Raw genomic sequence first — 12585 nt, forward strand, 5'->3', positions numbered from 1 at the left:
GATGGGTTGAGGAGCAGACCATGATGGATGCCATCGTGATGAAACGATGGCAAGAACCTTACCGGGCGCGGCCCGACAGGCGGAGCACGAACACCAGAACTTCCGCAACGGCCTTGTAGAGCTCGACCGGGATCTCGTCGCCGAGCTCGACATTGGAAAGCGCGCCCGCCAGAACCTCGTTCTCCTCGATCGGGATGTCGTGGGCTCTTGCGAGCTCGATGATCTTGGCGCCGATCGCGCCCCTGCCCTTGGCAACCACCGTCGGCGCGCCGCTGTGGTCGTAATGCAGGGCGACCGCGAGCTGGCTCTTGGTCTCGACGCTCATAGCGCGCGGTCCAGGAAATGGCCGGCGCGAGCCGGTGCTGCCTGCGGCGGCGCGCCGTCCTGGATCACGATGTCGCCGGGCAGAAGCTCGGCCCGGCTCAGCGCCTGGCTCAACTGCGGCACGCTGGCGCGAAGCTGCGCGGCGGTCGCCGGGCGTTCCGCCCACATTCGCACCGAAGTCTGGTCGCCGATGAGGGAGATCAGCGCATGGATCGGGCCTGCCGGTTCGACATCGAGCGAGAAACGCGCCCGCCAGATGCGCTTGGCAGCCTCGGCCTCAACACCGCCGCCGCCGTCACGGGAAATCTCGAACTGCGCCATCGCCGTGCCTTGCGGCGTTGCGAACGGGATTTCGAAATGCCAGCGCGGCGACGAGGTGTCGATCTGCTGATGCGCGGGATCGATGCGGTCCGGCAGGGACGCCACCTGCAACAGCGTCTGCCGCGCCAACGCGGCATCGGTGTCGCCAAGCAGATGATGAGCCGCGGCGGCGAGCGGCATATCCGGCGCGACCGATGGCGAGGCGACGGGCTGGGCGGTGGGAAGCGCGCCTCGGAACGGCGGTGGCGGCGTATTGGTGTGGACGGTGACATCGGCGGCGATGTCAGTGGGACGCGCGGAATTGCCGAGTTCCTGCAGCAGATTCAGCGTCGCACCGGCGGAGGGGCCGGCATTTGACGTGCCCCGGCCGATGGTGCCCGGCGTCACGAGATCGTCGGCGACCGGAACGCGCGCCTGCGGCAGCAGGATTTCCTCGACCTCGAGATCGGATGGCGCGAGATTTTGGGTGAGCGCGGGATGTGCCGCGACCTGTCCCGCGGCGGTGGAGGCCGGCGGCGCGGCATTCGCCGTGCCGAGCGACGATAGCAGGGTCTGCTGCAGCACGATCAGCGCGGCCTTCAGATCGGGAACGCCCGCGGCCGGCGATGCGGTGCCGGCGGCCAGCGCCGCCTCGAGGAACAGGCCGGAGCGCTCGAACGCATTCTTGATATTGCCGCCGTCAAGGCTCGAGTCGAGCCGGGTCTGCTGCGCCAACACTTGCGCAATCGCCTGCTGCAGCCTTGGCGGCAGGTTACCCGCGTCAGCCAATGCGCCGAGATTGGCAAACAACGGCGCCAGGCTCTGCTGCACCGTCGCCGCATTTTGCGCGGCGTTGGCGACAGCCGCGCGCTCCACCGGCGTAAGGACGTTCTTGGGCTGGGCCGTCGTCGAGGGATTGGCGGTGGCGAGCTGCGCGTCGGGCGATAGCGTCACCGCGTCGTCAGCGGCGGCATCGCCCTGCCCGAGCATCGCAAGACGGATCCCGTCCTTGGTCTGGGATACCGCGAGCTGCAGCGCCTGCCCCTCCTTCAAGGGAACTTCCGAGAGCACGTCGATCGACAGGCTCGAGATCGCGATCCGGACCAGGTCGGCGGAGAGCACCTTCAGCACCTGCGCATTGATCACGCTGCCCGGCTGCAGCACGAGATCGGGTGCGACGCTGCCCACCTCCTTGGCGGAAAGCACCGGCAGCACGGGATTGATGGTCAGCGCCATGTCGGAGGGTCTCGGCTGGAAGGCTAGAGCCTACCTCCGCGCCGTAAACCTCCCGTTAACTTAGCGGGTGGCGGTTGCGCCAAAGGAACTCAGTTCAGCGTCTTCAGGATGCTGGTGGCCGCGTTGAAATCGACCAGCCGTGCGGCGCGGCGCGCGGCGACCTCCTCGTCCAAGCCCCACTGCTCGATGTTCCAGTCCTCGTCGACATGGGCGGCGGTCCAGATTTGCGCCGCGTCCCGAAAACCGTGGGTCAAGGCCAGCGCAAGCAACGCCGAGCCGGTGAGCGTCGTCACCACATGCAGCGCCGCCACCGACCATGGATCGCTCGGAAACGCCTCGCGCGCGGCTTGGATCGCGCTTTCCGGCTGGGCGACGTGCACGATGCCTTCCGCGAGGATGAAATGCGCACCGAGCGTATCCGCAGCCCAAAACAGGACCGGATCCCAATGCTCGGCCTCGCGGGCGACCAGCCCCTCTGGATGGCCGGCGCGATAGAACAACAGATCCGAGCCGAGATATTTTGCGGCGTCGTCAGCGACCACGTCGACGCGACCAACCACGCCCTCGATCACGCTGTTGGCGAAGCGCGTCAGCGGCATGGTCAGCGGATCGATCATCTCTCCTTGCGCGTTCCACTCGGCAGCGACGGCGTCCGCGATTGCGCGCGACGGCACCGTCACCTTCTTTCCCGATGGCGTACGGATCGGCCGGCCATCGAGCGTCACGGCAAAGCCGCCATCCTCCTCGGCGACATCGGCGCGGCCATAGAACCGCCTGCGCTGCGGCGCGCGCACGTTACGACGCGCCGCCTCCTGCGGATCCAGCGGGGATTGTCCCGCCGCTTCATCGAACAATTCGCGCATGTCTTCGCAAGCTTCCGTTGGGGTTCGTCTGCTCACAGGATAAGTCAGGCGTCGGGGCAAATAAAGCCGACGGGATCAGGAAGATCGTTGTGGGCACCGCAGCCGTTGCCGCCCCCCGTCATTGCGAGCGAAGCGAAGCAATCCATTTCGCCACTTGCGGAGACGTGGATTGCTTCGTCGCTTCGCTCCTCGCAATGACGGCTGAGAGACCTGCTCTTCAGTCAGTTCAGGCCTCAGTCACGTGCGGCGCAACTGCGCGAATAGGCGGCGCGATCGGCGGGATCGAGGCCGGCAGCCGCGCCCTCGTCGAGACAGCTTCTGACACGGTCACCGAACGATCGGCGGGTCGACGCGCGGGGACTTGGCAATCGGGGCAACTGAGATTCTGGTTCTCCGCGCATCATCGGGGTCGTCGGCGCCACGATCTTCGGTGGCGGCGGCGGTGCAGGAGGGGGCGGAAAAAGGTTCGGGTTAGTGCCAGGCGCGATGAACTGTGCCGACGCCGCGGGCGCGGCAAGCAGCAAGGCAAGGGTGAGTGCAAGCGCTGAATATCTCATGATGGATATGTCGGAACGCTCCTTTGAAACCGCAAATAAATTATTCCTCGGGCGCGTTCTCGATCGGGTCGAACCGGCTGGTGTCGAGCCCTAGCAGGTTCCAGGATTGCTGCATATGCGGCGGCAACGGTGCGGTGACGTCGATGACCCCGCCGCGCGGATGCGGAATCACGATGCGCCGCGCGAGCAGATGCAGCCTGTTCTGCAACCCGCCCGGAAGTTCCCAATTCTCCCGATTGAAATATTTGGGATCGCCCACGATCGCGTGACCAATATGCGCCATATGCGCGCGCAACTGGTGGGTACGTCCCGTGACCGGCTTCAGCGATACCCACCCCAGCTTCTGCGCAGCGGTTTCGACCACCGCGTAGTAGGTGACGGCGTGGCTTGCGCCCTCATCGCCATGGGCAGCGATCCGCATGATAGTGTCGTCCTCGCCTTCCTCCTTCGCAAGATAGGTCGAAATGCGGCCCTGCTTCGGTTTGGGCACGCCCGCCACCAACGCCCAATAGATTTTGCGCGCCGAGCGCGAACGAAACGCGCCGGTGAGATGGGTTGCGGCAAAGCGCGTCTTCGCAACCAAAAGGCAGCCCGAGGTTTCCTTGTCGATCCGGTGCACCAGGCGTGGCTTCTGGCCCTTGGCGTCGCGCATCACTTCCAGCATCTGGTCAATATGACGCGTCGTGCCGGAACCGCCCTGCACGGCAAGCCCGGCGGGCTTGTTCAGCACCAGCACGTCGGCGTCCTCGAACAGCGTCATCTCCTTCAGCGCGGCAAGCGTCTTCGTCGCGGCCTCGGAGAGCTGACCAACCACCTTCGGGGCATCGAGCTTCAGCGGTGGGATGCGTACGCTCTGTCCCTCCTCCAACCGGTCCTTGCTGTCGGCGCGCTTGCCGTTGACGCGCAGCTCGCCCTTTCGAACGATGCGCTGGATATGAGAGAACGACAGCCCGGGAAACCGCGCCTCGAGAAACCGGTCGACGCGCATGTTGTTCTCGTCCGCGGTCACGGTGACGGTCTGGACTTTTGTCGGCAACGGCAGCTCGGCGGCAGCTTTCGCGGGCTCTGCTGCAACGGGCGGGGCCGATTTCTCCCGCCGCGGCTGGGCAAAGCGCGGCAGCTTTGCGCCCGCGCGATGCATCGGCGGCCGATCGCCCTCGTGACGATTGCGAAAGGGCCGCGCGCCCTTCGGGCGATCACCACGATCGCCCGATTTTGACAATGGTCTCTTGACGCGGCGGCTCATGCTGTTTTGGCTCCAGAGGTCGGGTGTTGCGTAGCGCAAATGCGGCTGGCCGTCACGGCGAAATCACCGCAAATCCCGCGCAAAACCTCCAAAAGGTGACGTCGGTTTGACGAGACGCGTGCAACAAGCCACCTATACTCGTTGACAGTGTCGGGAACGCCATGCATATTTTCCGCGGGTGGATACGACCCGCTGCTTGCGCCCGAACAGGGTATGGTGAACGTATCGAGCCGCTTCCGGCTTCCTTTGCCCCGGCGAACGAGTCAGCAACGCAAGCACCTGACGATTTCTCGTTCGCTTACAGCAGAGGACGATCCATGCGCGATTTCCGCGATGCCAAAGCCATGGCGCAGACGCTGCGCGATGCGCTCAAAGCCAAATCGATTTCCGTCAGCCATAGCGAGAGCCTTGAACTGGTCGCCAGGACCTTGGGCTTTCACGACTGGAACGTGCTGTCGGCGGCCATCCAGTCAAGCCAGCCAGTTGCGGCCGATAGCAAGAGTGCTCCCGCCCCATCGCTCAACGGCGGCACGGTGATCCCCGTCGCGCCGATGCGGGACATCGTGTTCTTCCCGCAGTTGATCTCACCGATCTTCGTCGGACGCGAGAAGACGCGGCGCGCAATCGAAAGCGCGGCCGCCAATGATGGGCGCATCGTCGTGATTACGCAGCGACGGGCCGAAGACGACGACCCAAATTTCGACGCGCTTTATTCGGTCGGCGTCGTCGCCGATATCATGAACCGCGTCGAGTTGCCGAACGGAAACCAGAAGGTACGGGTTTCCTGCGGCAAGCGCGTCGCTGTCGTCAGACCCGCAGAAGCCGACTTCCTCGCGGCCGAGGTCGTGCCGCTCGACGAGGTGCGCGCGCTCGACACGGAGGCTTTCGCGCTGACGGGTGAGATCTTCGAGGCGTATCGGAGCTCCACCAACACGGTGCCGCCGCAATCGCTCTACCGCTATGCCGGCGAGCCGGGCGTGCTTGCCGATGTCGTCGTCCAGCTCCTGGAGGTCGATGTCGAAAAAATGCGGCAGGTCCTGGAAATCCAGGACGTGGTCGCAAGGCTCGAAACCATCCTCGGCTGGATGCGTGCCGGCGCGCCCGCCAAGGCCAGTTAGAGGATCGAGCTAGAGGATTCAGAGTTGGGGCGGTCTACGTCCCGCCCCGCTCTTTCCTCAGCCTTGCCCAATAGTCCAGCCGCTTGCGGATTTCGCGCTCGAAGCCGCGGTCGGGCGGATCGTAAAAGGTCTGGTGGCCCAGGGCTTCCGGAAAGTAGTCCTGCCCGGAGAAGGCGTCGGGCGCATCGTGGTCGTATTGGTAGCCGGCGCCGTAGCCTTCCGACTTCATCAATTTGGTCGGCGAGTTCAGGATGTGCTTCGGCGGCAGCAGGGAGCCGCCCTGCTTTGCCACCTGCTTCGCCGCGCCGAACGCGGTGTAGACGGCATTCGATTTCGGCGCGGTGGCGACATAGACCACAGCCTGCGCGATCGCGAGTTCGCCCTCAGGCGAGCCGAGGAAATCGTAGGCGTCCTTGGCGGCATTGGCGATCACCAGCGCCTGCGGATCGGCAAGGCCGATATCCTCCACCGCCATGCGCACCACGCGCCGCGCCAGGAACAGCGGGTCCTCCCCAGCATCGAGCATCCGCGCGAAATAATACAGCGCCGCGTCCGGATCGGAGCCCCGCACGGACTTATGCAGCGCCGAGATCAGGTTGTAATGGCCGTCGGCGGACTTGTCGTAGATCGGCGCGCGGCGCTGCAGGATGTCCTGCAATTGGGCGGGGGTGAAAACCTCATCCTTGCGCGCGGAGCGCCAGACCTCTTCGGCCAGCGTCAGCGCGGCGCGGCCGTCGCCGTCGGCCATCCGCACCAGCACGGCGCGCGCCTCCGCATCCAGCGGCAGCTTCCTGCCCTCGACCTCTTCAGCATGCGCGTAGAGCTTTTCGATCGCTTCGGTATCGAGCGAATGGAACACCAGCACGCGCGCCCGCGACAGGAGCGCGGCGTTGAGCTCGAAGGACGGATTTTCGGTGGTGGCGCCGACCAAAACCACCGTGCCGTCTTCCATCACAGGCAGGAAGGAATCCTGCTGCGCGCGGTTGAAGCGATGGACCTCGTCGACGAACAGCAGCGTGCCCTTGCCGGTCTCGCGCCGCGCGCGCGCCGCGTCGAACGCCTTCTTCAGATCGGCGACGCCGGAAAACACCGCTGAAATCTGCTCGAAATGCAGCTCGGTCGCGTCAGCCAGAAGCCGCGCCACCGTGGTCTTGCCGGTGCCCGGCGGGCCCCAGAAGATCAGCGAGCCCAGCGTGCGCGTCTCCAGCATGCGCGTCAGCGCGCCGTCAGGGCCAAGGATATGGTCCTGGCCAACGACGTCGGCAAGCTTTCGCGGCCGCAGCCGGTCGGGGAGCGGATGCGGAGCATCCTGCTCCATCCCTGCCGCGGCAAAGAGGTTGGTGGTGGGTTCCTGCTGGCGCTTCGCGCTCATCCGCCGAGGGTCACGTTGATCTGCTGGCCGCCGCGCACCAGCGTGATCCGCCAGATCCGTGACGCCGCTTTCGAGGCCTTCTCGAGATCGCCAGTGCGCGCGATCTTCTGGTTGTTGACCGCAAGGATGATGTCGCCCTTCTGGAAGCCGACATTGGCAGCCGTGCCGTCATCGGCGAGGTCGGTGACGACGACGCCTTCGACCCCGGCATCGAGATGCAATTCGTCCGCGAGCGCCGGCGAGATATTTGCCACCTTGGCACCCTGGAATGGCGAGCGCGCGGTCAGCACGATCTCGTCACGTCCCGTATCGGGCGCGGTCTCCAGCGGCACGGTGAGCTTGATGGTCTTGCCGCCACGCTGCACGTCGATCTGGGCGGAGCCGCCGAGCGGACGGGTCGCAAAACGGTAGTCGAAGGCGTTGGGATCATCGATGGTCTGGCCATCGATCGCAACGATCAAGTCCGACGGCTTCAGCCCCGCATGCGCCGCCGGGCTGTTCGGCGCGACGTTCGCGACCAGTGCGCCGTTTGGCAGCTTCAGCCCGAGCGTCTCGGCGATGTCAGGCGTCACCGCCTGCAGCCGCGCGCCGAGCCATGGCCGCTTCACCGCCTTGCCGCCGCTCTTGGCGGACGCCACCACCACGCGCACCATGTTGGCGGGAATCGCAAAGCCGATGCCCTGCGAACCGCCGGAGCGCGAGAAGATCGCGGTGTTGATGCCGGCGAGCCGCCCGGTCATGTCGACCAGCGCGCCGCCGGAATTGCCGGGATTGATGGCCGCATCGGTCTGGATGAAGAACTGGTAGTCGGTGATGCCGACTTGCGTACGCGCGAGCGCCGAGATGATGCCATGCGTCACGGTCTGGCCGACGCCGAAGGGATTGCCGATCGCGAGCACGACATCGCCGACCAGGAGTTCGTCGGAATTGGCGAAATCAAGCGTCGCGAATTTCTCTTTCGCGTCCTTTATGCGCAGCACCGCGAGGTCGGTGCGGCTGTCCTTGAGCACGATCTCAGCCTCGAACTCGCGTTTGTCGGCGAGCGAGATCTTCACCTGGTCGGCGCCCTCGATGACGTGGTTGTTGGTGACGACGAGGCCGGAGGGATCGACCATCACGCCGGAGCCGAGCGAGCGCTGCATCTGCTCGGGCTGGCCGGGCACACCGAAGAAGCGGCGGAAAATCGGGTCATCCAGGAACGGATTGCGGGTCTGCACGGTCTTGGCGGCGTAGACGTTGACGACCGCCGGCTGTACGCGCTGCACGATCGGCGCATAGGACAGTTTCAGCTCGGCCGGCGAGGACGGCACGCGCCGGTCCTGCGCCAGCGCCGGTGTCGCGGCGGCGGCTGAAATCAACAACACGGCGGCTAAGCGAATCAGCGTCATGTAAAGTTCCCGGGAATTCGTCGTCTTGATATAGGCGTGAGCCAGCGGTGAGAGAAGCGATTGCTTGCTTCAGGCGGCGGTCTGCGCCGCTTCGATGGGATCAGGCGCGGGCGCACAGGACAGCCGTGCCCGGTAAGTCTCGCCCCATTGCTTGAGGATCTCGATCACCGGCCGCAGGCTCTCGCCGATTTCGGACACGGTGTATTCGACCCGTGGCGGCACCTCGGCATAGACCTTGCGGAGGATGAGCTTGTCCTCCTCGAGCGCGCGAAGCTGCTTGGTCAGCATGCGCTGGGTGATGCCGGGCATCCGCCGTCGCAACTCGCCGAACCGCTGCGTGCCGGACAACAGATGGAACAGGATGACCCCCTTCCATTTGCCATCGATCAGGTCGAGCGTCGCCTCGACCGCGCAGCCCGGCCGATGGGCAAAATTCCGCCGTTTCATGGGGCTTTCTTCCAATAGTATCCAAACAGGGACTAGTTCCCTGAATTTACCGTACTTGCCAACTGGGCGCCAGCGCGAGAGTTAGATCGCAACCAGACAAGGGAGAAGGCAATGAAGGCCGTCGGATACAAGAAATCCCTGCCGATCGAGGATGCGGAATCGCTGTTCGATTTCGATGCCGCAAGACCGGAACCCAAGGGGCGCGACATCCGCGTCGCGGTCAAGGCGATCTCCGCCAATCCCGTCGATTACAAGGTGCGCAAGCGCGCCGCTCCGCCCGAGGGCGAGGTCAAGATTTTGGGCTTCGACGCAGCCGGCGTGGTCGACGCTGTCGGCCCCGACGTCAGCCTGTTCAAGCGAGGGGACGAGGTCTTCTATGCGGGCTCGATCCTGCGCCAGGGCACCAATTCGGAATTCCATCTGGTCGATGAGCGCATCGTCGGCGCGAAGCCGAAGACGCTGTCGTTTGCGCAGGCCGCTGCCCTGCCCCTGACCTCGATCACGGCGTGGGAATTGCTGTTCGACCGGCTCGGCGCCGCACCCGGCAAGAGCCTCGATCCACGTACGCTCCTGATCGTCGGCGGCGCCGGCGGCGTCGGCTCGATCCTGATCCAGCTCGCGCGGCGGCTGACCGGCCTGACGGTGGTCGCGACCGCGACGCGGCCGGAGTCGCAGAAATGGTGCCTAGAGCTCGGCGCGCACGCCGTGGTCGATCATGGCAAGCCGATGAAGGAGCAGATCGAGAAATTGAAGCTGCCGCCGGTCGGCCTCGTCGCCAGCCTCACTTATACCGACCAGCACTACAAGGCGATCGCCGATTTCATGGCGCCGCAGGGCAAGTTCGGCCTGATCGACGATCCGCCGGAATTCAATGTCAGTGCGTTCAAGGGCAAGGCGGTGTCGGTACACTGGGAATCAATGTTCACGCGCTCCTCGTTCCAGACCCCGGACATGATCGCGCAGCACTATCTGCTGAACGATGTCGCCGATCTCATCGACAAGGGCGTGCTGCGCACCACGCTCGCCGAGACGTTCGGCACCATCAACGCAGCCAATCTGAAGCGGGCGCATGCCCTGCTCGAGAGCGGCAAGTCGCGCGGCAAGATCGTGCTGGAGGGGTGGTAGACCCGACTGCATGCGGGCGCGCCTGGTGCGCCCGCTCGTGTCACGCCTGAACTGGTGGACGCGCCGCTTCGGTAGGCGGCGTTGACCGCTCGATGAAGCCTTTGGCGAGCGCGTGGTAAATTCCTTCCTCGCAAACCAATCGCGAGGTGCCGTAGGCAATCAATGCGGCGGTCATCAGCGGCACCACCATGGTGTGATCCCCGGTCATCTCGGTCACGATGACGAACCCCGTGATGGGGGCTTGCACGACACCGGCGAAATACGAGACCATGCCGAGCAGCATGATCGCCGCCCAAGGCGCTCCGTGAAAGAAGGACGCCACGTTCGAGCCAAGTCCAGCTCCTACCGCCAGCGATGGCGAAAAGATGCCGCCGGGAATGCCGCTGATGGCTGCCAAGGCAGTGGCCAGGAACTTCAGGAACCCGAAGCTCTCAGGCAACGGTGCGCCGCTCTCGAGTGCATCCTTCACTTGCGAGTAGCCTGTGCCATAGACCGTGTCGCCGGACGCCAGTCCACAGAGCGCAACCGCCAGGCCGCACAGTGCTGCAAATGGCACTGAATGGCGTCGAATCGCCTGTCCCACGAACCCCCGAAACCCGCGCGCCACGGTAATGACGATGCGACTGAACAGGCCGCCCATCAAACCGCCGACGACTCCGCAGACGGGAATGCCGAGCCAGTCGATGCCGCGGTTCAACGTCACCGCGCTCGTACCGAAATAGTCATAATTGCCCATCAGCGCGAGCGACGTCAGGCCCGCAGCAATGACGGCCGCGATAATCAAGCTGCTGGTGCGCGTTTCGAAAGCGCGGCTCATCTCCTCGATGCCAAACACGATGCCCGCGAGCGGCGTGTTGAAGGCAGCGGCAACACCGGCCGCGGCACCGGCCAGGATCAATCCCGGCTGCCGCCGTGGCGACACCCGTCCGATTGCGAACATGATGGACGCACCGACCTGGACCGTTGGTCCTTCGCGGCCGATCGAAGCACCGCATAGCAAACCAAAGAGGGTCAGGATGATCTTTCCGACCGCGATACGTATGGATACGAGCCGTTCCCTCGCCTGCTGGTTGGTGAGATGACGCGCGGCGATCGCCTGCGGAATGCCGCTGCCCTGGGCGTTCGGAAACAGCCTGGCCGTGAGCAACGCCGACAGCCCAAAGCCGATCGGCGTGACAAGAAGCGATGCATAACGCGATTTGGACAGCAGCATCGCGAAGGCCTGCTGCGCCAGATCGGAGAGCTGGGCTAGCAGCACCGCGGCCGCGCCAACAACGACGCCGCCGAGCAGAAAAATCGCACGTCGCTGCCAGCGCGCCGAGGTGATCTTAACCAGCCGCTGATGGCGCGTGGACAGGGTCAGCTTCATGAAACTGTTCTACGCAATCCGCGCCTCCGAAAAAAGCGCTGATCCGTGGGGTGGGTAAAGCGCAGCGTGCCCACCGTCTAACGCCGTGCTCGTGATGGTGGGCACGCTGCGCTTTGCCCACCCCACAATGGAGCCCGCGCCCCCTCCCTCGTCTTTGCGAGGAGCGACAGCGACGAAGCAATCCACGCCTCAGCAAGCGGTACTATGGATTGCTTCGCTTACGCTCGCAATGACGGAGCGCGAGCCGCCTCAGATGGTGTTGATGATACCCCCTTCGACGCGGAGTGCCGCCCCGTTGGTCGCGGAGGCCTCTTTCGAAGAAACGTAGACCACCATGTTTGCGATCTCGTCGACGCTGGCGAAGCGCTGCAGGAGCGAGGTCGGGCGGTGCTGCTTGACGAAGTTCGCCACCGCCTCGTCCTCAGGCTCTCCGTTCTGCCTAGCGAGATCCTTGACGAAGGTGTCCACGCCTTCCGACAGGGTCGGGCCCGGCAGAACGGAATTGACGGTCACCGCAGTGCCGCGAGTGAGCTCAGCGAGCCCGCGCGAAATCGAAAGCTGGGCGGTCTTGGTCATGCCGTACTGGATCATTTCCTTCGGAATGCTCAGCGCGGACTCGGAGGCGATGAAGACGATGCGGCCCCAGTTGCGCTTCAGCATGCCCTGCATATAGCCGCGCGACAGGCGCACGCCCGACATCACATTGACCTCGAAGAAGCGGGTCCAGTCCTCGTCGGGGATTTCGAAGAAGTTCTTCGGCTCGAAGATGCCGGCATTGTTGATGAGGATGTCGACCTCGGGTTGTGCCGATAGCAGCGCCTTGCATCCGGCCGCTGTGGAAACGTCGGCGGCGATGCCGCGAACCTTGGCGCCTGCGACCGCCTTCTGAGTCGCAGCAACGGCGGCATCGATCTTGGGCTGGCTGCGGCCGTTGACGATCACTTCCGCGCCGGTTGCCGCCAAGCCACGGGCAATGGCCAGCCCGATGCCCGCAGTCGAGCCCGTGACGAGCGCGGTTTTTCCCGAAAGATCGATCTTCATGTTGTATCTCCGTAAATTCGATCACGGAGATATCGGGAGCCCGAGATACGGACGCAATTGCCGGATGCAGCATGGCTGACGTCGCGCCAACGTATCCGTGCAAAAATGAAAAGCGAGGCCGAACAGAATTGTAGATTCCATGGGGCGGTGAGCGCGCCCTTTCCGGTAGGTTTGGGTTTCCACACTCGAACCATCGGAG

The 12585-nt window shown here is 64.6% G+C and carries 11 protein-coding genes; 2 read left to right on the plus strand and 9 right to left on the minus strand.

Annotation, left to right across the window (positions count from 1 at the left end; all coding sequences use genetic code 11):
• Positions 1-58: 58 nt before the first annotated feature.
• The 4 genes from OZ411_RS29250 to OZ411_RS29265 all read right to left on the minus strand — a co-directional run bounded on the left by OZ411_RS29250 (position 59) and on the right by OZ411_RS29265 (position 4526).
• On the minus strand, positions 59-325 hold the full coding sequence (locus OZ411_RS29250; RefSeq protein ID WP_130580931.1) for an EscU/YscU/HrcU family type III secretion system export apparatus switch protein: 267 nt from the start codon (positions 323-325) through the stop codon (positions 59-61).
• Complete coding sequence (locus tag OZ411_RS29255; RefSeq protein ID WP_282530742.1) at positions 322-1860, minus strand: flagellar hook-length control protein FliK; 1539 nt, start codon at positions 1858-1860, stop codon at positions 322-324. The genes OZ411_RS29250 and OZ411_RS29255 overlap by 4 nt, the downstream gene beginning before the upstream one ends.
• An 89-nt stretch (positions 1861-1949) precedes the next feature.
• Positions 1950-2723 carry an ATP12 family protein gene (locus OZ411_RS29260; protein WP_282530743.1) on the minus strand — a complete coding sequence of 258 codons (774 nt, stop codon included), beginning with the start codon at positions 2721-2723 and terminating at the stop codon, positions 1950-1952.
• A 597-nt stretch (positions 2724-3320) separates the two neighbouring features.
• Positions 3321-4526 (minus strand): RluA family pseudouridine synthase, encoded by a 1206-nt coding sequence (locus OZ411_RS29265; protein WP_282530744.1) that lies wholly within the window; start codon positions 4524-4526, stop codon positions 3321-3323.
• Between the two features lie 317 nt (positions 4527-4843).
• Here OZ411_RS29265 and OZ411_RS29270 point away from each other — a divergent pair, with 317 nt between their 5' ends.
• Complete coding sequence (locus tag OZ411_RS29270; protein WP_282530745.1) at positions 4844-5644, plus strand: LON peptidase substrate-binding domain-containing protein; 801 nt, start codon at positions 4844-4846, stop codon at positions 5642-5644.
• A 34-nt stretch (positions 5645-5678) separates the two neighbouring features.
• Here the strand turns inward: OZ411_RS29270 and OZ411_RS29275 are convergent, their stop codons facing one another.
• From OZ411_RS29275 to OZ411_RS29285, 3 genes are all read right to left on the minus strand, one after another.
• Positions 5679-7016, minus strand: coding sequence for a replication-associated recombination protein A (locus OZ411_RS29275; protein WP_282530746.1), 1338 nt, complete (start codon positions 7014-7016; stop codon positions 5679-5681).
• Positions 7013-8404 carry a DegQ family serine endoprotease gene (locus OZ411_RS29280; RefSeq protein ID WP_130580937.1) on the minus strand — a complete coding sequence of 464 codons (1392 nt, stop codon included), beginning with the start codon at positions 8402-8404 and terminating at the stop codon, positions 7013-7015. Before OZ411_RS29280 ends, OZ411_RS29275 begins: the two co-directional genes overlap by 4 nt.
• Before the next feature lie 69 nt (positions 8405-8473).
• A complete protein-coding gene (locus OZ411_RS29285; protein WP_282530747.1) occupies positions 8474-8851 on the minus strand; it encodes a helix-turn-helix domain-containing protein in 378 nt (125 codons plus the stop codon).
• Positions 8852-8962: 111 nt separating this feature from the next.
• Between OZ411_RS29285 and OZ411_RS29290 the strand changes: the two genes are divergently transcribed.
• Positions 8963-9976 carry a zinc-binding alcohol dehydrogenase family protein gene (locus tag OZ411_RS29290; protein ID WP_282530748.1) on the plus strand — a complete coding sequence of 338 codons (1014 nt, stop codon included), beginning with the start codon at positions 8963-8965 and terminating at the stop codon, positions 9974-9976.
• 40 nt (positions 9977-10016) lie between these two features.
• Here OZ411_RS29290 and OZ411_RS29295 read toward each other — a convergent pair whose 3' ends face one another.
• Both OZ411_RS29295 and OZ411_RS29300 read right to left on the minus strand, forming a co-directional pair.
• A complete protein-coding gene (locus tag OZ411_RS29295) occupies positions 10017-11345 on the minus strand; it encodes a chloride channel protein (RefSeq protein WP_282530749.1) in 1329 nt (442 codons plus the stop codon).
• Positions 11346-11594: 249 nt separating this feature from the next.
• Entirely contained in the window at positions 11595-12386 is a 792-nt protein-coding gene (locus OZ411_RS29300) for an SDR family oxidoreductase (RefSeq protein WP_130580941.1), read from the minus strand.
• Positions 12387-12585 lie beyond the last annotated feature (199 nt).

It is taken from the genome of Bradyrhizobium sp. Arg237L, assembly GCF_029990105.1.
GTDB lineage: Bacteria > Pseudomonadota > Alphaproteobacteria > Rhizobiales > Xanthobacteraceae > Bradyrhizobium.

What these genes read in the sequence shown, in the direction of transcription:
- OZ411_RS29255 (WP_282530742.1), bottom strand. Translation starts at nt 1,860, where the DNA reads ATGGCGCTGACCATCAATCCCGTGCTGCCGGTGCTTTCCGCCAAGGAG.
- OZ411_RS29270 (WP_282530745.1), top strand. Translation starts at nt 4,844, where the DNA reads ATGCGCGATTTCCGCGATGCCAAAGCCATGGCGCAGACGCTGCGCGAT.
- OZ411_RS29250 (WP_130580931.1), bottom strand. Translation starts at nt 325, where the DNA reads ATGAGCGTCGAGACCAAGAGCCAGCTCGCGGTCGCCCTGCATTACGAC.
- OZ411_RS29285 (WP_282530747.1), bottom strand. Translation starts at nt 8,851, where the DNA reads ATGAAACGGCGGAATTTTGCCCATCGGCCGGGCTGCGCGGTCGAGGCG.
- OZ411_RS29300 (WP_130580941.1), bottom strand. Translation starts at nt 12,386, where the DNA reads ATGAAGATCGATCTTTCGGGAAAAACCGCGCTCGTCACGGGCTCGACT.
- OZ411_RS29280 (WP_130580937.1), bottom strand. Translation starts at nt 8,404, where the DNA reads ATGACGCTGATTCGCTTAGCCGCCGTGTTGTTGATTTCAGCCGCCGCC.
- OZ411_RS29290 (WP_282530748.1), top strand. Translation starts at nt 8,963, where the DNA reads ATGAAGGCCGTCGGATACAAGAAATCCCTGCCGATCGAGGATGCGGAA.
- OZ411_RS29295 (WP_282530749.1), bottom strand. Translation starts at nt 11,345, where the DNA reads ATGAAGCTGACCCTGTCCACGCGCCATCAGCGGCTGGTTAAGATCACC.
- OZ411_RS29260 (WP_282530743.1), bottom strand. Translation starts at nt 2,723, where the DNA reads ATGCGCGAATTGTTCGATGAAGCGGCGGGACAATCCCCGCTGGATCCG.
- OZ411_RS29265 (WP_282530744.1), bottom strand. Translation starts at nt 4,526, where the DNA reads ATGAGCCGCCGCGTCAAGAGACCATTGTCAAAATCGGGCGATCGTGGT.
- OZ411_RS29275 (WP_282530746.1), bottom strand. Translation starts at nt 7,016, where the DNA reads ATGAGCGCGAAGCGCCAGCAGGAACCCACCACCAACCTCTTTGCCGCG.